This is a genomic window from Pararhizobium gei (genome assembly GCF_029223885.1).
Lineage (GTDB): Bacteria > Pseudomonadota > Alphaproteobacteria > Rhizobiales > Rhizobiaceae > Pararhizobium > Pararhizobium gei.
In genome coordinates, this window is sequence record NZ_CP119409.1 from 2643643 (window position 1) to 2665290 (window position 21648).

The 21648-nt window shown below is 59.3% G+C and carries 21 protein-coding genes; 7 read left to right on the forward strand and 14 right to left on the reverse strand.

Going from position 1 to position 21648, the window contains the following annotated elements; all coding sequences use genetic code 11:
- The first annotated feature begins 25 nt into the window (after nucleotides 1-25).
- The gene (locus PY308_RS12940) at nucleotides 26-1699 is read left to right on the forward strand and encodes an ABC transporter permease (RefSeq protein WP_434064151.1); all 1674 of its coding nucleotides are present in this window, start codon (nucleotides 26-28) and stop codon (nucleotides 1697-1699) included.
- A gap of 666 nt (nucleotides 1700-2365) precedes the next feature.
- Here PY308_RS12940 and PY308_RS12945 read toward each other — a convergent pair.
- The 3 genes from PY308_RS12945 to PY308_RS12955 form a co-directional block, all read right to left on the reverse strand.
- On the reverse strand, nucleotides 2366-2518 hold the full coding sequence (locus PY308_RS12945; RefSeq protein ID WP_275783143.1) for a hypothetical protein: 153 nt from the start codon (nucleotides 2516-2518) through the stop codon (nucleotides 2366-2368).
- 426 nt (nucleotides 2519-2944) lie between these two features.
- Nucleotides 2945-3187, reverse strand: coding sequence for a DUF982 domain-containing protein (locus PY308_RS12950; RefSeq protein ID WP_275783144.1), 243 nt, complete (start codon nucleotides 3185-3187; stop codon nucleotides 2945-2947).
- A gap of 247 nt (nucleotides 3188-3434) precedes the next feature.
- A complete protein-coding gene (locus PY308_RS12955) occupies nucleotides 3435-3680 on the reverse strand; it encodes a hypothetical protein (RefSeq protein ID WP_275783146.1) in 246 nt (81 codons plus the stop codon).
- Between the two features lie 264 nt (nucleotides 3681-3944).
- On the opposite strand from PY308_RS12955, the gene PY308_RS12960 reads away from it, so the two are divergent.
- The 3 genes from PY308_RS12960 (at nucleotide 3945) to PY308_RS12970 (ending at nucleotide 5270) form a co-directional block, all read left to right on the forward strand.
- Nucleotides 3945-4148, forward strand: coding sequence for a hypothetical protein (locus PY308_RS12960; RefSeq protein ID WP_275783149.1), 204 nt, complete (start codon nucleotides 3945-3947; stop codon nucleotides 4146-4148).
- A gap of 67 nt (nucleotides 4149-4215) precedes the next feature.
- The gene (locus PY308_RS12965) at nucleotides 4216-4902 is read left to right on the forward strand and encodes a fumarylacetoacetate hydrolase family protein (protein WP_275783152.1); all 687 of its coding nucleotides are present in this window, start codon (nucleotides 4216-4218) and stop codon (nucleotides 4900-4902) included.
- Between the two features lie 71 nt (nucleotides 4903-4973).
- Nucleotides 4974-5270, forward strand: a complete 297-nt coding sequence (locus PY308_RS12970; RefSeq protein ID WP_275783155.1) for a hypothetical protein — start codon at nucleotides 4974-4976, stop codon at nucleotides 5268-5270.
- Nucleotides 5271-5306: 36 nt separating this feature from the next.
- On the opposite strand, the gene PY308_RS12975 is transcribed toward PY308_RS12970, so the two are convergent.
- Genes PY308_RS12975 through PY308_RS12985 form a run of 3 tightly spaced genes read right to left on the reverse strand, consistent with a single transcriptional unit; the run spans nucleotide 5307 to nucleotide 7451 of the window.
- A complete protein-coding gene (locus PY308_RS12975) occupies nucleotides 5307-5708 on the reverse strand; it encodes a Fur family transcriptional regulator (RefSeq protein WP_275791112.1) in 402 nt (133 codons plus the stop codon).
- Nucleotides 5705-6538: a zinc ABC transporter permease subunit ZnuB gene (gene znuB, locus PY308_RS12980; protein ID WP_275783157.1), complete on the reverse strand. Its 834-nt coding sequence runs from the start codon at nucleotides 6536-6538 to the stop codon at nucleotides 5705-5707. The genes PY308_RS12975 and znuB overlap by 4 nt, the downstream gene beginning before the upstream one ends.
- Entirely contained in the window at nucleotides 6528-7451 is a 924-nt protein-coding gene (locus tag PY308_RS12985) for an ATP-binding cassette domain-containing protein (RefSeq protein WP_275783159.1), read from the reverse strand. The genes znuB and PY308_RS12985 overlap by 11 nt, the downstream gene beginning before the upstream one ends.
- A 116-nt stretch (nucleotides 7452-7567) precedes the next feature.
- Between PY308_RS12985 and znuA the strand changes: the two genes are divergently transcribed.
- The gene (znuA, locus tag PY308_RS12990; protein WP_275783161.1) at nucleotides 7568-8542 is read left to right on the forward strand and encodes a zinc ABC transporter substrate-binding protein ZnuA; all 975 of its coding nucleotides are present in this window, start codon (nucleotides 7568-7570) and stop codon (nucleotides 8540-8542) included.
- A gap of 72 nt (nucleotides 8543-8614) precedes the next feature.
- On the opposite strand, the gene PY308_RS12995 is transcribed toward znuA, so the two are convergent.
- Both PY308_RS12995 and PY308_RS13000 read right to left on the reverse strand, forming a co-directional pair.
- Complete coding sequence (locus tag PY308_RS12995) at nucleotides 8615-9007, reverse strand: RcnB family protein (protein WP_275783164.1); 393 nt, start codon at nucleotides 9005-9007, stop codon at nucleotides 8615-8617.
- A gap of 141 nt (nucleotides 9008-9148) precedes the next feature.
- Nucleotides 9149-10765, reverse strand: coding sequence for a glycoside hydrolase family 43 protein (locus PY308_RS13000; protein ID WP_275783166.1), 1617 nt, complete (start codon nucleotides 10763-10765; stop codon nucleotides 9149-9151).
- Nucleotides 10766-11028: 263 nt separating this feature from the next.
- Between PY308_RS13000 and PY308_RS13005 the strand changes: the two genes are divergently transcribed.
- Nucleotides 11029-11619 carry a TRAP transporter small permease subunit gene (locus PY308_RS13005; protein WP_275783169.1) on the forward strand — a complete coding sequence of 197 codons (591 nt, stop codon included), beginning with the start codon at nucleotides 11029-11031 and terminating at the stop codon, nucleotides 11617-11619.
- Nucleotides 11616-13406, forward strand: coding sequence for a TRAP transporter large permease (locus tag PY308_RS13010; RefSeq protein WP_275783172.1), 1791 nt, complete (start codon nucleotides 11616-11618; stop codon nucleotides 13404-13406). The genes PY308_RS13005 and PY308_RS13010 overlap by 4 nt, the downstream gene beginning before the upstream one ends.
- Nucleotides 13407-13514: 108 nt before the next feature.
- Here the strand turns inward: PY308_RS13010 and PY308_RS13015 are convergent, their stop codons facing one another.
- From PY308_RS13015 to PY308_RS13040, 6 genes are all read right to left on the reverse strand, one after another.
- The gene (locus PY308_RS13015; protein ID WP_275783175.1) at nucleotides 13515-14621 is read right to left on the reverse strand and encodes a TRAP transporter substrate-binding protein; all 1107 of its coding nucleotides are present in this window, start codon (nucleotides 14619-14621) and stop codon (nucleotides 13515-13517) included.
- A 185-nt stretch (nucleotides 14622-14806) separates the two neighbouring features.
- A complete protein-coding gene (gene mgrA / locus PY308_RS13020) occupies nucleotides 14807-15838 on the reverse strand; it encodes an L-glyceraldehyde 3-phosphate reductase (RefSeq protein ID WP_275783177.1) in 1032 nt (343 codons plus the stop codon).
- A gap of 123 nt (nucleotides 15839-15961) precedes the next feature.
- Nucleotides 15962-17095, reverse strand: a complete 1134-nt coding sequence (locus tag PY308_RS13025) for a Gfo/Idh/MocA family protein (RefSeq protein WP_275791113.1) — start codon at nucleotides 17093-17095, stop codon at nucleotides 15962-15964.
- Nucleotides 17096-17125: 30 nt separating this feature from the next.
- Nucleotides 17126-17887 carry a sugar phosphate isomerase/epimerase family protein gene (locus PY308_RS13030; protein WP_275783179.1) on the reverse strand — a complete coding sequence of 254 codons (762 nt, stop codon included), beginning with the start codon at nucleotides 17885-17887 and terminating at the stop codon, nucleotides 17126-17128.
- A 28-nt stretch (nucleotides 17888-17915) separates the two neighbouring features.
- A complete protein-coding gene (locus PY308_RS13035; protein WP_275783182.1) occupies nucleotides 17916-20366 on the reverse strand; it encodes a beta-mannosidase in 2451 nt (816 codons plus the stop codon).
- Between the two features lie 187 nt (nucleotides 20367-20553).
- On the reverse strand, nucleotides 20554-21645 hold the full coding sequence (locus tag PY308_RS13040) for an ABC transporter ATP-binding protein (protein WP_275783184.1): 1092 nt from the start codon (nucleotides 21643-21645) through the stop codon (nucleotides 20554-20556).
- Between the last annotated feature and the right edge of the window lie 3 nt (nucleotides 21646-21648).

A 21648-nucleotide genomic window follows, 5' to 3' on the forward strand; every position in this document is an offset into this window, starting at 1 on the left:
GAGCGCCTTTTCCCAAGGCCTGCCGGTGCCGGACGTGATTTCCCATATTGCTGCGATTTCCAAGCCTCGCCGACGTGACGTCAGTCTATGGCTGATCACCTCCGGCGTCGTCGCGTTGTTGGTCGCCCTGCCCGTCGGCGCGCTGGTCCTGCAGGCGATCCAGGGCTCGCCCGGCCTCTGGACCCATCTGATTTCCACCATCCTGCCGGTCGCCTTGGTCGATACGCTCATCCTGCTCTGTGGTGTTGGCGCGGTGACGGCGATCGTCGGCACGATGACGGCCTGGCTGGTGACCGCCTACAGCTTTCCCGGTCGGCGTTTGCTGGAATGGGCGCTTTTGCTGCCGCTGGCCGTTCCCACCTACATCATCGCCTATGCCTATCTCGATATCCTGCACCCGATCGGCTCGGTTCAGGCGGCGATCCGATGGCTGCTTGGCTATTCCAGCCCGCGGGAATTTCGCCTGCCGGATGTGCGCTCGATGACCGGCTGTATCCTGCTGCTCGGCTTTGTTCTTTATCCCTATGTCTACATCCCGACTCGGGCGATGTTCATGACGCAATCGGCCAATCTCATCGATGCGGCACGAACCCTCGGGGTGTCCCGGCGCGCCATTTTCTGGACTGTGGTCCTGCCGCTGGCACGCCCGGCGGTCGCAGTCGGCGTCAGTCTGGCATTGATGGAAACCCTGAACGATGTGGGAGCCGCCGAGTTTCTCGGCGTGCGCACGCTCACCGTCTCGATCTACACGACCTGGATCACCCGCACCGATCTACCCGGTGCCTCGCAGATAGCGCTGGCGCTGCTGCTGATCGTCGTTGCGCTGGTGGCAACAGAACGCTGGGCAAGGCGAGAACAGCGGTATTCGGCCAACGCGCAGCGTAATCGGGGCTTCGAACCACGCCGCGTCGGCGGAAGCAGGGGCATGCTGCTGCTGTTGATTGGTTTCGCTCCAATCCTGATCGGCTTTATCGGCCCAGCAATCTATCTTGCCAACGAAACGTGGACGCGCATACAGTTCGCCGGCGTGTCGCCCCGGCTGATCAGCGAGGCCGCGAGCACGATCGGCCTGGCCACGGGAGCGACGATTCTTACCGTCGTTTTCGGAATCGTTACCGCCTATGCCATCCGCCTCCGTCCGGGTGCACTCTCCACGTGGTTCTATCGCCTGGCGACGATGGGTTACGCTGCCCCCGGCACTGTGGTCGCCATCGGTGTCCTGATCCTGCTGGCCAGCCTTGATCGCTTCATCGACCGGACAGCGATCGAATGGTTCGGCGTTTCCACAGGCCTCGTGTTCATGGGATCGGGAGCGGCGCTCCTCTACGCCTATGCGGTGCGGTTCCTCGCCATTTCGGCGGGCGGCGTCGATGCCGGCCTTTCACGCATTCCCCTCTCCCTGGATCAAGCATCACGGACGCTCGGCCAAACCGCTAGCGGCACGCTCCGCTACATCCACCTGCCAATGTCGAAGGCGGCGATCACCGCGGCCGCTCTGCTGGTCTTCGTGGACTGTGTCAAGGAACTGCCCGCCACACTGCTATTGCGACCGTTGAACATTGAGACATTCGCCACCCATCTCTATGGCGAATCAGCTCGCGGGACCTATGAAGAGGCCTCGGTGGTAGCCCTTGCCATCGTCCTGATCGGTATCATTCCCGTCGTTTTACTCTCCCATGTCGGCCGCGCGAAATGGTGATTGCATCGGGCGCTCCGATCTTGTCGGTTCAGCGGGTCGGTAAGAATAAGCGCCGCACAGGGGCAAAAGGCATTGACGTCGATGAGAGAACATATTTTCCGCTCACGCTTCCAGCCCAACTGGAGCCACTCCGGTTGCGAGGGGCGACTGCCGCCCTCGCCGTCAGGCTTGATGCTATTGACGGCCCCTGATCGTCATTCGGCGGCAGGCGGCCGCAGCAGAGGCTTTCTTTAGCCATTCCAAAGAAAGGCGGTGCTCTGTCGTCTCGTGAGAAACAAGACCTCTGACGGGAAGAATGGGCCGGGCCTCTCACACATCTTGAGAGATAGGACGTGGGTCCAAAAAAACGGCCTGCTCAGGTGTAGAGCAGGCCGAAATTGTCAACGTGGGTGGGAGGAACCCGCTGAAGTCGCAGCAAGGGAGATAAACTGCGATAGCTGGAGGGTGCACCGATATGGTTAACGTCGAGTTAATCAATCACGGCAAGTTTTAGCCTGTGCTGCTCGCCTGCCCCAAGCAACGCCAGCGACCAAGCTGCTGGAGCCGCTCATGAGCGTCATGGCGAGATCCTGATCGACACTGGAGGTCCAAATTGCCGCAACACTCGAGGTTGGCACGGGTAGACGTTCTTCAGCGCAAGGCGCGAGTAACCTACTGTCGCTCGAATTAAACTGCGACGCGGCGTGCCTCCCGATCCGCAGCCTTACGGTCATCACCATGCTGTGCGAGGATCCTTTGGGCATCTTCAATGTCGATTCTGTGCTTGTTTGCAAACGTCTTCACGTCTTTAGGGGCCGCTACCGGCTTTTCGTTCGTCATGAATGTCTCCTGAAGGGGGCGGCGTGTAAGGGCATACCGACGCTGGGCCGTGAGCTAGTTACATAAGGATCGTCAACCTTAAATACCAGATGCAGCGATAAAAAGGCCCGTTTATCGCCGTGATGCCTTGAAAATCAGTGGATATGCCGGGCTTGCAAGCCCAAATGCGCTGGCGCGATGAGGGTTGAGCCGATCTTACCAAGCGCAAACGGCATTGCCGATGCCGGGTAGCCGCAACCGATAGGTTGATCGCGAAAAAAACTCGATCATCGAAACAGGTTCCCGATCACTGCTTCGGACACTGTTTATCATATCCAGAATACTCCGGACGTGCCCGCGGTCTGCATGGGTCGGCGCGAGCATCGGTCAAGTCGTTTGAAGCAATAGTGACCCATCCGCGGCTCACCACGCACCGCCGACGGCGACTTAGTGTGCGCTCAATCGCGCTTCCTGGGCAGCGGAAATGAAGACCTCTCTTGCCTCTTCCGGCGAGCGGCGTCCATCAATTGCCGCGCGGCATAGGCTTCGTGCGGCGACATAGCGCGGGCCGCGCAGATCTGGCCATGTGTTCAGAAGGCAGGTCAGTGCCTCGGCAGGTCCCTGGACGACCTGGGCTCCTTCCTGAGCGAATCCGACTTCTACAGGCTGGGACCATTTGGCATGTGGCATGAATTTCTCCTCCGATTGTCTTGCCAGACCAAACACAGCATAACAGATTTGGTTCCCCATGGGCAAACCGGAAAACAAAAAGCCTGCCGAGTGAGAGATACGGCAGGCCTCTGAAAGCAATGTACAGCCGGGATGAAGTCACCAGTCATCATCTTCATCTTTATATGCACGACGATGGCTGCGGTAAATATTATTTATTTGCTGCATTGCACATATTTAAGTAGACTTTTTGTGCGCAGCACAACACTTACCAATAACGGCCGCGCTGCGGCGGATTCGACGTTGATCCCATCAAATAGCCGGCGACAAAGGCCGAAATGCCGAACACAAGCAATGCAGTGCTTGTCGCGGACGGATGATCCTGAGCAGTCCGGGCTACCGCGCTCGCTTCATCTTTTACGTAAGTCGCTGCCTGCCGTGCCTTGGACGCGAGGCCGCTCGCGTCGTCGAGTTCTCCGGTAAAACCAGTTCGCAGATTTTTTACGTTCGCCATTATCCGCTCCTTTCGCTTTCGCAACAAACGCGGACAAAGCAAGAAAGTTCCATGCCGGAGAAATTGCCCAGCCGCCGGTCATATGCTGGAAGCAAAATGTCGTGATCGTCTAAAGGGCAAATTGCCTTTTAAATCGGCGTTCTACTATAAAAACTGCTGTCACATTTCCTTATAGTGTGGCATGTTGTTAAAAACACCTCATAAAAACAAGTTCGACGCAGTCAATGCATCCGCTTGAATAAGAAACGAATTGGGAGAGGAAACATGCTTGAGGACCACCTTTATCGAATAGTCGAAGTCAGTGTCAAACGCGGAGCGGACCGCCGTGATGTCGGCATCATGACAGTGCGGCAGGCGCTGGAACTGCCGAATGTCCCAAGCCTGGAATACAGTGATCCAGCTTATAATTCGCGCCAGGGAAGCCGTTTCCTGACGCGCGATCAACTTCAGGCCTATGCCTGCAGCTGATACGGCTTTCGGGTGAGATGCCGGAGTGCTATCGTCAGATGTCCCAGAAACATCTGTATGGTTTGATATGTCTTACGTCGTCCCTGTTCCCGGCCTTGTTCTTCTTCCCATCATTGACAGCGACCGGCTTTTCCCGGTGCGCCGGGTCTATTGCGTCGGTCGCAACTATGCGGCTCATGCGATAGAAATGGGTCATGATCCAGACCGAGAAGCACCGTTCTTTTTCCAGAAGAATCCGGACAACCTTGTGCTAAGCGGCTTGGACTTTCCATATCCACCCTTGTCCGGCGATGTGCATCATGAGGTCGAACTGGTGGTTGCACTGAAACAGGGCGGCAGCGATATTTCGCCGGAAGAGGCCTTGGAATGCGTGTATGGCTATGCCGTTGGCATCGATTTTACCCGTCGTGACCTTCAGGCTGAAGCCAAGGCATCCGGCAAGCCATGGGCCGCAGCCAAGGCCTTCGAGCATTCCGCTCCGATCTCCCCGCTTGTGGCTACCGATATCGCGGGCCATCCGACGACAGGCCGGATCTGGCTCTCGGTCAATGGCGAGCGCCGACAGGACGGCAGTCTCGACCAGATGATCTGGAAAGTACCCGAGATTATCGCCGAACTGTCCAAGCTTTTCACCCTCGCCCCGGGGGATGTCATCATGACAGGCACTCCATCGGGCGTCGGTGCCGTCGTCCGCGGCGACATCGTATCGTGCGGCATCGACGGCGTATCGGCGCTGGACGTGAAGGTGGTGTGAGTTCCGCGCGAACTAGCTCCTGTCGGGTTCGAGCCTGTCCAAGCTTCCACTCCACGTGACGGAGACGATCCATGTATGATTTTAACGACCTGGAGCGTCGCGCAAGGCAATTGATCGCTGAGGGCGCGTTCGCGGATGCCATCAGGATCTATCTTTTCATGGTAGATGGCGATCAGTCCCTGGACGGCGGATATTTGGGATGGCAATTAGGGGAATGTTACGAAAAGATCGGCGACGTGTACGCCGCGAAATACTGGCACGGACGAGCCGTTGAAGAAAATCCTGATGTAAGGCTTGCGTCTTCGGAAGCTCGGCGCAGGCTCCATTACGTCAACATTGATGCTCTGCTGAATTCAGAGGATACATGAACGCATGGAGGATGTTTTCGCCGACATCCATAAAGCCTAATCGCCCGTGCAATTCTGGCAGTGTCCGCGAATTTCGATCGTCGTCTTTTCCGTCTTGAAGTGTTGCCTGCCCGCCAAAGCCGACAGCCGCTCTTCCATGCCGGTGTCGTGCATCTCCGTCACCTGACCGCAATCGTCGCAGATCGCGAAGGCCGTGACGCCATGGCTGTGGTCATGGTCGTGCGGATGGGTGCAGGCGACGAAGGAATTGAGACTTTCCAGCCTGTGGACAAGGCCGAACTCAAGCAGCTTGTCGAGCGCCCTGTAAACCTGCAGCGGCGCGCGAAATCCATGGTCGCGCAGTTTGTCGAGGATCGTATAGGCGCTGAGCGGTCCCTCGGCATGGGTCAGCGCATCGAAAACAAGCGACTGGTTCTTCGTCAGTTGTCGCACCATCAGTGACCCCCTCCCCGCGTCGAGTGAGTAACCGCTTCGCTTCCCCCCTTGCGGCCCAAGGGAAGCAGGCTCAACACAAACAGCACCATGGCAGCGACCACGATCGAAGGGCCGGAGGGCGTATCGAAATGCAGCGAGCCGAACAATCCGCCGGTGACGGCGAGTACGCCGATGACGGAGGCAAGCACGGCCATGACTTCGGGCGACGCCGCAAAACGCCGAGCGGTGGCAGCGGGTATGATCAGCAGCGACGTGATGAGGAGGATGCCAACGATCTTCATGGCAATCGCAATCACCACCGCCATCAGCAGCATGAAATAGAGCCGCGCCCTTTCCGGCTGCAGTCCTTCGGCCTCTGCCAGTTCGGCGTTGACGGTCGATGCGAGCAACTGACGCCAGAGATAGACGATTGCGAAGAGAACGAGAATGCCGCCACCCCAGACCAGGTCAATATCAGCCCTGGAAACAGCCAGAATGTCCCCGAAAAGAAAACCGACAAGATCGATCCGTACCCAGGTCATGAAGGCGACCAGAACCAGTCCGATCGACAGGGCGGAATGCGAGAGAATACCCAGCAGCGCGTCAGTGGATAGGGCGCCGCGCCGCTGCAACAGCAGGAGCAGGAGCGAAACCGCGGCCGCCACCAGAAAGACGCTCAGCATCAGGTTGAGATCCAGAAGCAGCGACAGCGCGACGCCGAGCAGGGCCGAATGTGCCATGGTGTCGCCGAAATAAGCCATGCGCCGCCAGATCACGAAGCAGCCGAGCGGGCCGACCGTGATGGCAAGGCCAATGCCGGCGATCAGGGCGCGAACGAAGAAATCATCGAGCACGGTGTCGATCCTTATTGTCGTAACCCTGCAACCGGCTGTGATGGCCGCAGCCGCAATCCGGACCATGCGCATGGCCGTCAAGCTTGTGCTCGTCGTCATCCGCAAGGGGGTGATGGCCGTCGTCCGGATGGCAGTGTTCCGTGACGCTGCCATCGGCATGGACCACCCGGCCATCGGGAAGATGCGTGTGGTCGTGATCATGGCTATAGACGGCCAGCGATTGCGCGGCGCGGCTGCCGAACAGTTTCAGATATTCCGGACTCTGGCTGACGACCTGCGGCGTGCCGCGGCAGCAGACATGGCCATTCAGGCAAATGACTGTATCCGTCTCGGCCATAACGACGTGAAGATCGTGCGAAATCATCAAGATACCGCAGCCGGTACGATTGCGGATCGCCTTAATGAGATCGTAAAGGGCAATTTCACCGGAAAAATCGACGCCCTGTACCGGCTCGTCGAGAACCAGAAGATCCGGCTTGCGGGCAATGGCACGCGCAAGCAGCGCCCGCTGAAACTCGCCGCCAGAGAGATGCTGGACCTCGGCGCGTGCGAGATGAGAAATGCCTGTGGACTGCAGCGCCTCCTCAACCTCGCGCGCCTTCAGCGGGCCCGTAAGCGTCATCAGACGCTCGACCGTCAGCGGTAGCGTCCAGTCGATGGAAAGCTTCTGCGGGACGTAGCCGACCCTCAGACCCGGAACCTTCTCCACCCAACCCTCGTCCGGCTTGAGCACGCCGATGGCCATTTTCGCGGAGGTCGATTTACCCGAACCATTCGGGCCGATCAGGGTGACGATCTCGCCGCGCCGGATCGAAAACTCGATGCCCCGTGCAAGCCAGCGTCCGTTGCGGCGAACGCCCGCATTGTTCAGAGAAACCAGCGGCGCCTCGTGGGGCTTTGAGACATTCAGCATCGGGAAATCCGGATTTCGGTGTTGCCAGCCGCTATGCCACACGTTATAGCATAACGCAATTGATGTAATAACATTACATCGGTATTCAAGCCCGGATTTTAAAACAGGAGCCCCACATGACCCTCAAACAGTCCGTTCTTTCGTCCCTCGCCTTCCTGCTGGTCACCAGTGTCTCCCACGCGGCCGCGCCGCAGGTGGTCGTCTCGATCAAGCCCATTCATTCGCTGGTCGCATCGATCATGCGGGGTGTTGGCGAACCGAATCTGATCGTCGAGGGCGCCGCCTCCCCCCACACCTACAGCATGAAACCCTCCAACGCCTTGGCGTTGCAGAACGCCAATATTGTTTTCTGGGTCGGGCATGGGCTCGAGGCGTTTCTGGAAAAGCCGCTGCAATCACTCGGGAGCAGTGCGAAGATCGTCGAGCTCGACGATGCCCCAGGACTGAAGAAGCTGAAATTCCGCGAAGGCGGCGCGTTCGAAGTCCATGACGATGGCAACGAGCACAAGGCAGAGACGGCGGGCACCGACGATCATGCGCATGCTGAAGGACATGATCACGGCGAAGGCGCGTTCGATATGCATCTCTGGCTCGATCCGACCAATGCCAAGGCGATGGCGGCGGAGATCGAAAAGACGCTCGCCGCCGCTGATCCGGACAATGCGGGAGCCTACAAGGCCAATCTCGCCGCGCTGAATGCGCGGCTCGATACGCTCGACAGAACGCTCGCCGAGACGGTTGCGCCGATCAAGGACAAGCCCTTCATTGTCTTCCACGATGCCTACCAGTATTTCGAACATCGCTATCAGGTAAAGGTCGCGGGCTCGATTACCGTCAGCCCGGAGACCTTGCCGGGAGCGGAGCGCCTGTCGGAAATCCACAAAAAGATCGAGGAATTGGGCGCGACCTGCGTCTTTGCAGAACCGCAGTTCGAACCGAAACTGGTCAATGTCGTACTGGAAGGAACGGTTGCAAAATCCGGGACGCTCGATCCCGAGGCTGCGACGCTCGCAGCCGGGCCGGATCTGTATTTCCAGCTGATGGAGACTATTGGCACATCTTTGAAAACCTGCCTGTCTTCGCCAAGCTGACATGGTCGCGATGGGCTAATGCCCACCGAATGCGAAAGGCGGCAGGATGATGCCGCCTTTCGAGAGCAGGACTCAGCGGGATGCGAGGCCGACGATGACGCCGGTGGCAGCGGTGATCAGCAGGAACTCGTTGTCGACGCGAACCCACTGCTGGCCACGTGGCGGGGCTCGCAGCTTGTAGCGACGATAATCGTTGACGGCGGCGATGCGGCGGCGCTCGGCTGGCGACAGGCGGTTGCCACGTGCCCAGCGTTTTTTGATGACGACGCGCTTTTCGACAGTTCTTCTGTTGTCCTGCTTGTAAACGCGCTTTTCTACAATTTTCTTGTTGCCGTGCTTGTACACGCGCTTTTCAACATGACGGTCATTCGACTGAGCAACTTCGAACGGCTTTGCCGGCTGGGCATAGGCCATGGGCGCAGTGAGGAAGGAACTTGCGACCAAGGCGATCATAAGACGTTTCATCGGGGTGTCCTTTCGTGTTTGACACCCCGAAACTATGGTTGCGAAGATGAATGAAACCTGAAAGTAAAAGTTACAAAATTGTAATCATATCAGCTAATTATAAGAAAAATCTGATAAACAACACTATCATTCAACTGGCGATTACAGCACCTCATAGGCAAAACGGCTGAAGTCGGCCACCTGTTTGCGGCCTGTTATGTCGAAGGCAAAGACGCCTGCAAAGGCCCCCGTGAAGGACCCGTGTTCGCCACGTCCGCCCTCGTCCGAGACGACGCCGGCGTCAAGCACCGGACCGATCGGATTCCAGCTCTCCTCGGCTTCCGCGCGCCAGAAGAACTGCAGGTCGTTGTCGCGGATCTCCATGGCCAGATCAATGCAACCGGACGGAACAGCAATCCCGCTGCCCGCCGGAAAGATGATGCGACCATTCGGAAAATCGCCCGGGCAGGAAAAGACGGTCACGACGCGGCCAAGCGTTTCATGAAAGGAAACGACCAGCGCGTGAAACTTCTGGCGGTTGTAGTAATGCGTCAATCCGGCAGCCTGCTGGTAGGTGTCGGGCTCGAATTCGATCGCGGTTTCCGCGCGAAAGGCGTGATGTTCCTGACGGCGGGCGACCAGCGCCTGCTCGAACCAGCTGCCGATACTTTCGCGGCCGAACAGGCGAAGACGACCCGGCTTCTCCGTCAGGGAGAAAATGCGTTCCGGCACCGGCGTGCGCAGCCACTGAAATTCGGCAGGCAGATCCGGCCTGTCGAACGTCGTCTCGATTCTCGCAGGCTTCTCCACCACGGCAGCCTCACCGGGCGTCGGAACCTCGAGCGCCGGCACGACGCCGCCCTGTTCGAGATAGAGCCAGCCATCATCGCCCCAGACGCATTTCTGCAGGGCGGTTTCGCGGCCGAGCGTGCAACGGCGGTGCGGCGGCAGCGGCCTGCCCGTCAAGTGCGTATGGTAGGCCTGTCCGTCCGGCGTCTCGACATATTGTCCGTGCCCTGCCTTCTGCAGCACGGCGTCCGGTGCATCCTTCGATGTGATCAGATGGGTCTGCGGGTGCATGTCATAGGGGCCTTCGATGGAACGTGACCGTGCCATCGTGACGGCATGATTGTAACCCGTGCCGCCCTCGGCGGTGGTCAGGTAGTACCAGCCGTCGCGTTTGAACAGATGCGGCCCTTCGACCAGACCGAGCGAACTGCCAGGGAAAATATTGCGGATCGGCCCGACCAACTGCCGGGTCGCCGCATCCCATTCCTGCAGCAGAATGCCATCAAAAGCTGGCGATTTCGGCGACCCACCATAGCTTTCCGTGCGGTGATTCCACTGCATGTTGGCGAACCATTTGCGGCCGTCATCGTCGTGAAAGAGCGAGGGATCGAAGCCCGAGGAATTGACGTAGATCGGATCGGACCATGCGCCCTCAATCGTCGGCGAGGTCACGATATAGTTGTGAGCATCCTTGAAGTTGCCGTCCAGCCGCTTGACGTCGGTATAGACCAGCCAGAACAGGCCGTCGGCGTAAGAAAGGCAAGGCGCCCAGACACCGCAGCTGTCGGGATTACCGCGCATGTCGAGCTGGCTTGCCCGCTCCAGCGGCCGACGGACCAGACTCCAGTTCACAAGATCCCGCGAATGATGAATCTGCACGCCAGGATACCATTCGAAGGTGGAGGTAGCGATATAATAATCGCCACCGACACGGCAGATCGAAGGATCCGGATTGAAGCCCGGCAGGATGGGATTGCGAATCGTCGTCATCGTGTGAATCCACCTTGTTACGCGCAGGAATCGAATCGTGCCGCTGGCAGTTTTGCCCGGCGCAACGCAGCTGCGCAACCTTCGCCTCGTCCGTTTCTGCCCAAGACTTGAGCATATTCGCAAAGCCAATATTCGACTTTCGGACGACGCTTGGCGGCGAACCGGGAAAATCACGATCCAGACTTGAATCACCACTTGAAATCGGCAGTGTGAACGTGCTTGGCAAAAAACACGAAGAACCAGCCATTGCGGGGAGGAACCGAATGACATCGTTACTCGGCATAAGCCGACTGATTGACACCATCACCGAAGCCATCGGCAAGTCCGTTTCCTGGCTGATCCTGATCGCCGTTCTGGTCAGCGCCGGAAATGCCGTCATTCGAAAGACATTCAACATGTCTTCGAATGCCTGGCTCGAAGCGCAATGGTACCTTTTCGGCGGGGCCTTCATGCTCGCTGCCGCCTATACTTTGCGTCAGAATGAACATATCCGCATCGACGTCGTCTACGGCGCGTTCTCGCGGCGGGTGCAACACTGGATCGACCTGCTCGGACACTGCCTGTTCCTGATGCCCTTCGTGGCGCTGATGATCTACTATCTCGTTCCCTATGTGCTCATGTCCTATCGCAATGGCGAGGTTTCCTCGAGCGCCGGAGGGCTGATCATCTGGCCGGCCAAGGGCATCCTGCTCGCCGGCTTCCTGCTTCTCGCGCTGCAGGGCGTCTCGGAAATCATCAAGAAGATTGCCATCATGCGCGGCGACATGGAGGATCCGACGCCCTATGTGCCGACCCATGCCCCCCTCGACATGGATACGGTTACGGATGCGACCGTAGGGGAGAAGCGCACATGATCGAATTCATTGCCCAGAACATGGCGCCGATCATGTTCATTTCGCTTATCGTCTTTCTGCTAATCGGTTACCCCGTGGCGTTCGCGCTGGCGGCCAATGGCCTGGTGTTTTTCATCATCGGAGTCGAGCTTGCCCCCTTTTCCGACTCAATCAACCTGTCCTGGCCGCTGCTGAATGCGCTTCCGGAACGTTTTTGGGGAGTGATGTCGAACGATACGCTGCTCGCCATCCCCTTCTTCACCTTCATGGGCATCGTGCTGGAACGCTCTGGCATGGCGGAAGACCTGCTCGACACGATCGGGCAATTGTTCGGTCCGATCCGCGGAGGCCTTGCCTATGCCGTCATCTTCGTCGGCGCGCTGCTTGCAGCAACCACCGGCGTGGTGGCTGCCTCGGTCATCGCCATGGGCCTGATCTCGCTGCCGATCATGCTGCGCTACGGCTATGATCGCCGCGTCGCATCGGGCGTCATCGCCGCCTCCGGCACGCTCGCCCAGATCATCCCGCCATCGCTGGTGCTGATCGTTCTTGCCGACCAGCTCGGCCGCTCCGTTGGCGACATGTATGCAGGCGCGCTGATTCCGGGCATGATCCTGACCGGGCTTTACATGGGCTATATCCTGCTCATGAGCTTCATCCGGCGTGATTCCATGCCGGCCCTGCCGCTTGAGGCGCGCACGCTCGGACATGGTGTCACGTCCCTGTTTGTCGCGCTGCTGGTTGCCGCAGGCATTGCGTATGCTGCCCATGTTTACTTCTCACCGACCCAGGGCGACAACGCCGACATTCTTGGTGCTACAGTGGGCATCGCCGTCATTTACATCGTCGCGATCATCGATCGTGCAACCAAGACCAACATGATGTCGCGGCTGGCCCAGCAGGTCATCATCGTCCTCATTCCGCCGCTGGCGCTGATCTTCCTCGTTCTCGGCACGATCTTCCTCGGCATCGCCACGCCGACCGAAGGCGGCGCCATGGGCGCTGTCGGCGCGCTTGTCATGGCGGCGGCCAAGGGACGGCTCAGCATGGACGTCATCAAGCAGGCGCTGGCGTCCACCACGCGGCTGTCGTCCTTCGTGCTGTTCATCCTGATCGGCGCGCGCGTCTTCTCGTTAACCTTCTACGGCGTCAACGGCCATATCTGGGTCGAGCACCTGCTCACCTCCATGCCCGGCGGCGAGGTCGGCTTCCTGATCGCGGTCAACCTGCTCGTCTTCTTCCTGGCCTTCTTCCTCGATTTCTTCGAGCTTGCCTTCATCATCGTGCCACTGCTCGCGCCGGCGGCGAATGCGCTCGGCATCGACCTGATCTGGTTCGGGGTCCTGCTCGGCATCAACATGCAGACGAGCTTCATGCATCCGCCCTTTGGTTTTGCGCTCTTTTACCTGCGTTCCGTTGCTGCCAAGGTGCCCTATCTCGACAAGGTGACGGGCAAGACCATGCAGCCGGTGACGACAGGGCAGATCTATTGGGGTGCTGTACCCTTCGTCGGCATCCAGATCCTCATGGTGGCACTGACGATCATGTTCCCGCAGATGGTCATGCATTACAAGGGCGAAGGCACCGGCATCGATCCGAACACCATCAAGATCGAGGTGCCCGGTTTCGGCGCCGGCAATGGGACGCCGGGCCTTGGTTTGCCCGACAATGGCGGCGGTCTTGGCCTGCCCGGCGGATTGCAACTTCCGGCGGGAAATCCGCTCGACGCCAAGCCTGCGGACGGTGCAAACCAGCAGCCGGAAACCAAGCCGGCCAATGATCTGAACACACCGCCTTCGTTTAATTGAAGCTCAGCGGCCGGCAAAACCGGCCGCTATTCTCTTCAAAGATAAACGCAAAAGCCCCGGAACATCACTGTTCCGAGGCTTTTTTTGATCGGGCAGGTCAGGCAGCGCTTAGAGCTTGCCGTTGCGCTGCTGGATCATCATGAAGGTATCGTAGTTGTATTCGGCGATCTGCGCATTGAGGAAATACTCGCCGCGGAAAGCCTTGATCGATCCCCAGATCTTCTTGAAGGTCGGGTTCGAGGCTTCCATTTCGGCATAGACCGTGTTGGCCGCGTCGAAACAGGCCGACAGGATTTCCTGGCTGAACGGGCTGAGCTTGGCGCCCCCAGCCACAAGACGCTTGATCGCCGACGGATTGAGGAAATCGTATTTCTGCAGCATGTTGGCGTCGGCGGCCTGGCAGGCCGTGCGCAGCAGGGACTGGTACGCCTTTGGCAGGCCATCGAAGGCGGCCTTATTGAAAATCGCGTGGACCGTCGGGCCACCTTCCCACCAGCCAGGATAGTAGTAATAGGGCGCGACCTTGTAAAAGCCGAGCTTTTCGTCGTCATAGGGGCCAACCCATTCCGCCGCATCGATCGTGCCCTTTTCGAGCGACGGATAGATATCGCCGCCAGCGATCTGCTGCGGAACGACGCCAAGCTTCTCCACGACCTTGCCGGCGAAGCCGCCGATGCGCATCTTCAGGCCCTGCATGTCGGCGACGGTCTTAATCTCCTTGCGGAACCAGCCGCCCATCTGCACGCCCGTATTGCCCCCGGGATAGCCAACGAGACCCTGTGTCGCCAGGAATTCGTTGAACATGTCGATGCCGCCGCCGTGATACTGCCAGGCGTTCATGCCGCGTGCGTTGAGCGCGAAGGGAACAGCAGCGCCAAGCGCCCAGACCGGATCCTTGCCCCAGTAGTAGTAGGAGACGGTGTGGCAGGCTTCGACGGTGCCGGCGGCGGCCGCATCCGCAGCCTGCAGGCCGGGGACGATTTCACCGGCGGCAAAAACCTGGATCTGAAAATTACCGTCCGTCGCTTCGGACACATATTTCGAGATGACTTCTGCGCCGCCATAGATCGTGTCGAGCGACTTCGGGAATGACGACGTTAGACGCCAATTGATCTTCGGGGTCGTTTGCGCGATTGCGGGCGCGGCCAGCGTGGTGGCAGCAACGGCTCCGACGCCGCCAAGGCCTGCGCGCGTAATGAATGAACGGCGATCCATAGTTCCTCCTCTTGAATTCAACTGCGGCAAGCCACGGGAAACCCCGGCCTTCTCCTCCGCACGGGCAGCTTACACGCTGCCCTACTCATGTCCAGCAGGGCTTTTTCGCCCCGCCCACTACTTTTGTCTAAGACGGCAAAAAATATCGAAACCGCCTAAAACATAGGCAAATCAACGGCCTGCGCCTATTCGAGTTCGGCCGACGAGGTCCAGAGATTGATGTCGGCTTCCTTGGCGTAGAGATCGATCTCGGCCAGTTCCTGCGCCGTGAAGCTGTCGTTCTTCAGCGCATTGACGCAATCGACGATCTGGCTCGAACGGCTGGCGCCGATCAGTGCCGAGGTGATCCGGCCCTCGCGCAGAACCCAGGCTATGGCCATCTGGGCCAGCGTCTGACCACGCTCTTCGGCAATTTCGTTGAGCTTCCTGATGTTGTCGATGATGGAGGGGCGAATAAAGTCCTTCTTGAGGAAGTGATTCTGCGCCGCGCGGCTGTCGGCCGGGATGCCGCCCAGATATTTCGTCGTCAACATACCTTGCGCCAGCGGTGAAAAGACGATCGAGCCGACCCCGAGGTCGTCAAGCGCATCAACCAGACCGTCATCCTCAATCCAACGGTTCAGCATGGAATAGCTTGGCTGGTGGATCAGGAGCGGTGTGCCCAGTTCCTTCAGGATCGCAGCCGCCTCGCGTGTCCGTTGCGCATTGTAGGAGGAAATCCCGACATAGAGTGCCCTGCCCGACCGGACGATCTGGTCAAGCGCGCCGCACGTTTCCTCAAGCGGCGTGTTGGGATCGAAACGGTGGGAATAGAAGATGTCGACGTAGTCGAGACCCATGCGCTTCAGGCTCTGGTCGCAGGACGCGATCATGTATTTGCGGCTGCCCCATTCGCCGTAAGGGCCGGGCCACATGTCATATCCGGCCTTGGAGGAGATGATCAGTTCATCGCGAAAACCGGCGAAATCGGTGCGCATGATGTCGCCGAAGGCAGTTTCCGCTGAGCCGGCGGGCGGGCCGTAGTTGTTAGCCAGATCGAAATGGGTGATACCAAGATCGAACGCCGTGCGGCACATGTCCAGCTTGCGCTCATGCGGTGTGTCATGGCCGAAATTGTGCCAGAGGCCAAGCGAGACCGCCGGGAGCTTCAATCCGCTTTTGCCGCAGCGATTGTATTTCATGGTGTCGTAACGGGTCTCTGCCGGTTGCCAGCTCATGTTTCGTCCTGCCTTGCCCTGAAAAATGCCAATCCCGAAGCAGCGCTTCGGGATTGGCGGATGTGCGATCGTTATATTTCCGCGGCGGCCCACGCAAGCGTATCGCGCCGCCTCTCCAGTCCATCAGCGCAAGAGCGCTTTCGCCTCTTCGATGCCGAGCGCGGCCGGCTGTGTGCAGGTGGTTGTCAGTTCGACAAACTGGCCGGTTTCACCGGAGTGCAGGATCGACACCATCACATCGACGCCGTGCAACGCCCGCTCCAGCGAGCAACGTGCGTCGCGACCATCGAGGATGGCGAGCGCCATGTCGGCAAGGCCAGCCGTCCGGTAGTTGGCCATCGGCCCCTGCGGATGCTCCTGGTTGGCGACGGCAAAGGGATGATCCCACATTTCGACGGGCTCGATGATCTTGTCGCGGCCGCTTGCCAGCACCGTGCCGCCGAAGAAGTTCGGATCGGGCACAAAGAGAGAGCCGTCGGTGCCGTAGAGTTCCATATTGCCGTGCCGGTGCGACCAGACATCCCAGCTTGCCGACAGCGTGATGGTGGCGCCGTTCTGGAATTCGAGCAATGCATGAATATTGGTCGGGGTTTCCACCGGAATGACCTCACCCTTGCGTGGCGCGCTGGTAATGGTCCGGGTTGTATTGGCCATGGAGGTCAGGGCGGCCACACGCTTGACCGGGCCGATCAGGTTGACGAGATTGGCGATATAATATGGCCCGAGATCAAGGATAGGCCCACCGCCCGGCAGGAAGAAGAAGTCGGGATTGGGGTGCCACATTTCCATTCCGGGGCTCATCACGTGGCAGGTGCCGGATGTGACGCGGCCGATCCTGCCCTGGTCGATATAGTCGCGCGCCAGCTGATGCGCGCCGCCGAGAAACGTATCCGGCGCGCAGCCGACCTTGAGATTGTTGGCCGTGGCAATGCCGCGCAACTGCTCGCCCTGCGCCAGAGACAGAACCAGCGGCTTTTCCGAATAGACATGCTTGCCAGCGTCGAGGATCATCTTCGAGACCGGGAAATGCGCCTCCGGAATCGTCAGGTTGACGACGATATCGATGGCCGGATTGGCGAGCAGTTCCTCGATCGTCTGTGCCTCGACGCCATATTCCGAGGCGCGGATTTCGGCGGCTGCCGGATTGATATCCGCGCAGGCAAGCACCTTGATGCCCTTGAAGAGCGGAGAGAGCTTGAAATAGGTGGTGGAGATGTTGCCGCATCCGATGATGCCGACCCCCAGCTCCCCGGCGATGTTGTCCTGTGTCATGGCCTGATCTTTCTGTCAGTAGGTCTTGATCGACGCGATCGAGCGCTCGGCCGTCGCTTTGAAATCCTTGGGATTGTCGTGCTCGACGACATAGTATCTGGCGGGCGTTGCCGACAGCGCCGTGAAAAGCTTCGCCCAATCGACGGTGCCGTGACCGACATCCGCCCAGCCGTCCTGGTCCGTATTTTCTCCGGCTGCGGCGATGTCCTTGACATGAACCGCGGTAATGCGATTGCCGTATTTCTCGATATAGCCAAAGGGATCGCCGCCGCCGTGGACGACCCAGGCGATGTCCGCTTCCCAGGAAAGATTGGGGCCCCCGGCAAAGATGTGATCCTGCGGAACCGATCCATCCGGCAGAGCCGCAAATTCGAAATCATGGTTGTGCCAGCCGAAATCGATCCCTGCCTCGCGGAACGGCTTGCCGGCCGCTTCCAGTCGCTCGCCGAAAGCGTGCCAGCCGGCAGCATCGCCCGGACGCTGATCAGCTGCGATATGCGGGCAATAGATGGACTTGATGCCCAGCACATTGGCAATCTGCAGCGCGCGCACCGGATCGGCCTCCAGAAGGTCGATGCCGAAATGGGCAGAGGGCATGGTCAAGCCATTTGCTGCAAGATCGGAGCGAAGCGCCTCGATCGCCACGTCATCAAGCGACGCATAGAGTGCACCATACCCTTCGACCTGCGTGTAGCCGGCGGCGGCCACCGTTTTGAGAACATCGGAAAGCGGCGGAAAATTGCGGGCACTGTAGAGCTGGAAACTGATGTCTTTCATCGGGATTCTCCTTGTAAGCTGGGATGGGCTAGCCGTTGCCCTGGCAGGATTGAAGATCGAAGGCCACGAAGCGCGGAACGTTGCCGGGTGGATTCTTCGGGGTAAAGCGGATGATGCGGCTGTCTCCTGCCGTCAGGTCGAAAGCATTGTCGCTGTAGCGGCCTTCGATATCGGCCTCGATCATCACATGCAGAGCAAGGCCGGATGCCGAAACCTCGACATCGTAGGTGCCGTTGCCCGCTGGACGTGCCGAGATGGAAAGGCCGGACGGTTCAAGATCCAGGGCTTTATAGCTTCCCTGCACATGATGCCCCTCGCCGCGCATTCCGTTCGAGGCCTCGAAAGACCAAAAGAGCAGCATGTCGGGGGATATGTCGGAGGCAGCGATCGTCAGCAATGGTGCGGCCCGGTCGGGGCTGCAGGTTCCGGCTGCCGCCGTCAGCGGCTGCTTTTCGCCGGCGAGCGACACCAGGAAGGTTTGCAGTTCGACGGTGACCGGTTCAGCGGTGTCGTTGACCATGGAGAGGCTGATCGTCTCGCCGTCGTCCGACGGGATGGCAGCGACGGCGACCGGCTGGAAGAACCGGCGCGCCATATAGTGCATGGCCTTCCAGTTCCCGCCGTAGTCGAGGCTGGCCCAGGAGGCGACCGGCCAGGTGTCGTTGAGCTGCCAGTAGAGCGTGCCCATGCAATGGGGTTTCAGCGACCGCCAGAAATCGACGGCCGTGCGGATCGCCAGCCCCTGCTGGATCTGGCTGAGATAGACGAAACTGGCGAAATCCTTGGGGAATCGGAAATAGCGGAACATGGTGCCGGCGATACGCTCGTTGCCGCCGACATTCTTCTGATGAGCTTCCATGACGGGAGACGCAACGTTCAGGTCCTTCTGCTCGGCGAACTGCCTGACGATCGGCATCGAGGTATAGGACTGAAAGCCGAATTCGGAGCAGAAGCGCGGCCGCACCGTACGGTAGTTGTCGAACGACTTGTTCTCGTGCCAGACCGACCAATAATGCATGTCGCCGGAACCATCGGCATGCCAGGCATCACCGAAGTTGAGATAGCCGACCGACGGACTCGACGGCCACCAGATAGCGTCAGGTGCCGCGGCCTTGAAGCTGGTCTCGATGACGCGGTTGAGGCGGTCGTAAGACACGAGATAGCGGTCGCGATCCCTGCGGCTTTCCTCGAACCAGGTCAGTGCGCCCACCAGTTCGTTGTCGCCGCACCACAGGACGATCGACGGGTGGGACGAAAGCCGCTTGACCTGATAATCGACCTCCACGGCGACATTGTCGAGGAAGTCCGGCGTCGATGGATAGAGGTTGCAGGCGAACATGAAATCCTGCCAAACCATCAGCCCGAGGCGGTCGCAGAGATCGTAGAACCAGTCCGGCTCATAGAAGCCGCCGCCCCAGACACGGATCATGTTCATATTGGCATCGACCGCCGAACGCAGCAGATCCTCGACGGCCTCCGGCGTCACCCGCCCGGCCAGCGCATCGGCCGGAATCCAATTGGCACCGCGGCAGAAGATTTCGCGCCCGTTCACCCGAAAGGCAAAACGGCTGCCCGCCTCGTCCTTGTCCGTCAAAAGCTCGACGGTGCGAAAACCGATCTGGTGGGTGATGCTGTCGCCGGCAAGCGAAACCGTGAGTTCCGAGAGCGCCTGCTCGCCGCTGCCCGCCGGCCACCAGAGGCTGGGCTCATCGACCACAAAGACATGGGTGACCTCGGTCTGGCCTGGATTGACGCCCCAATCGAGATGTTCTCTCATCCCGTTCAGAGAGAAATCCAGGCCTACGACACCCGGCTCTTCCGCAAAAAGCGAAACCGTGACTTGCAGATCCACAGCACCGCCCGGCTGCGGTACCTGTCGCGTCTGCACATGCTCGATACGCGCAGCGCCGAGCTTCTTCAGAGCGACGACCCCGTAGATGCCGAGCGGCGCAATGGCGATGTTCCAGTCCCAGCCAAAATGGCATTGCGGCTTGCGCAGCATATTGCCGTTGGCAATCGGTGAATTGCCTGTGGAATAAGGAACGTAGAAAGGCTGCGCCGCCTGGCGTTCCGCTGCCGCTGCAATGGAAGAGTGGATCACGACCCGCAGCCGGTTGCCACCGGCCACGAGGACCGAACCGACCGATGGCCGGTACCGGCGAAAACTGTTGTCGGCCTCCAGCACCAGCTCATCATTGATATAGACGGATGCAACGGTATCGAGGCCGTCTATATCGAGATACCAGGCACCAGAGAGATCGCCGCCATCCAGATCGAAGGTTCGCTCCAGCACCCAGTCCTTCCGTGCCACCCACTGCACATCGTCTTCGGTACGGCCCGCATAGGGATCACCGATCATCCCCGCCGTCTGCAACGCGGTGTGCACATCGCCCGGAATGGCCATTGTCAGCGCGTGGCTGTTGTCCAGCGATGCGAGCAGCCAGTCGCCGGATAGATCAATGATGTTTTGCGTGGTCATGCTGAATACCCGATATGTTTTCGTGTCCGAGGAGGTATATGCCCCTCTGTCCTTCCGGCGAATCTCCCCTTCATGGGGCGGTATCGGCCGCTAGAATGCCGTGCGATGGCGGCAGCTTCCATGCCTCTTGAGGGCGAGATGCCAGCATCGCGAACAGGGGGTAAGCCCACAACAACCGTTCACCCGACTAGATGCGGTCCTCTGTCACGGCGTCGAAGACCGAGGCCATTGCCATGTCGAAACTGATTTTCACCGCCGTACCGGGCGTATAGCGGCGGGATCCGGCAATCCGGACCGACATGGTCTGCCCGGCATGTTTCAGCCACAGCAGGTTGTCGGCTCCCATCGGCTCCTCGATATCGACGACCGCATCGTGAACCTCGAAGCCCGACACACGCTCATCCACTTTGACATGTTCCGGGCGAACACCGAGCACGACCTTGCGGCCGGCTTCCAACGGACCGCGGGCAGGATAAGTCTCCATGCCAAAATCGACGCCCTTGACCTCGATTACCTTTCGCCCAGCCTTCTCCCTGATCTCGCCGTGGAAGAAATTCATCGATGGCGATCCGATGAAACCTGCAACAAAGAGGTTTTCGGGAAAATTGTAGATCGTCATGGGATCGGCGAGTTGCTGGATGACGCCGCTTTTCATGACGGCAATCCGGTCGGCAAGCGTCAAGGCTTCGATCTGGTCATGGGTGACATAGATCATCGTGTTCTTCAGCGCCTGGTGGAGACGCTTGATTTCGACACGCAGTTCGGACCGCAGCTTGGCGTCCAGATTGGACAGAGGCTCGTCGAACAGGAAGACATCGACATCCCGCACCAGCGCCCGGCCGATGGCCACACGCTGACGCTGGCCACCCGACAGTTCCGACGGCTTGCGCTTCAGGAGTGGCTGGATCTGCAGGATTTCAGCAGCGCGCGCGACACGCTTGTCGATTTCCGCCTGCGGCAGCTTGGCGACGCGCAGGCCAAAGGAAAGGTTCTTCTCCACGGTCATCTGCGGGTAGAGCGCATAGGACTGGAACACCATGCCAATGCCCCGATCCTTGGGTTCTTCCCAGGTGACATTCTTGTCCTTGATGAAGATCTGGCCGCCGGTGACGTCGAGAAGACCTGCGATGCAGTTCAAAAGCGTGGACTTGCCGCAGCCGGACGAGCCAAGCAGGACGAGGAATTCACCGTCTTTGATGTCGATGTTCAACGTATCGAGCACGGTAACCGCGCCGAAACTCAACGACAGATCCTTGACGGAAACGCTGACGTTATTCATGCA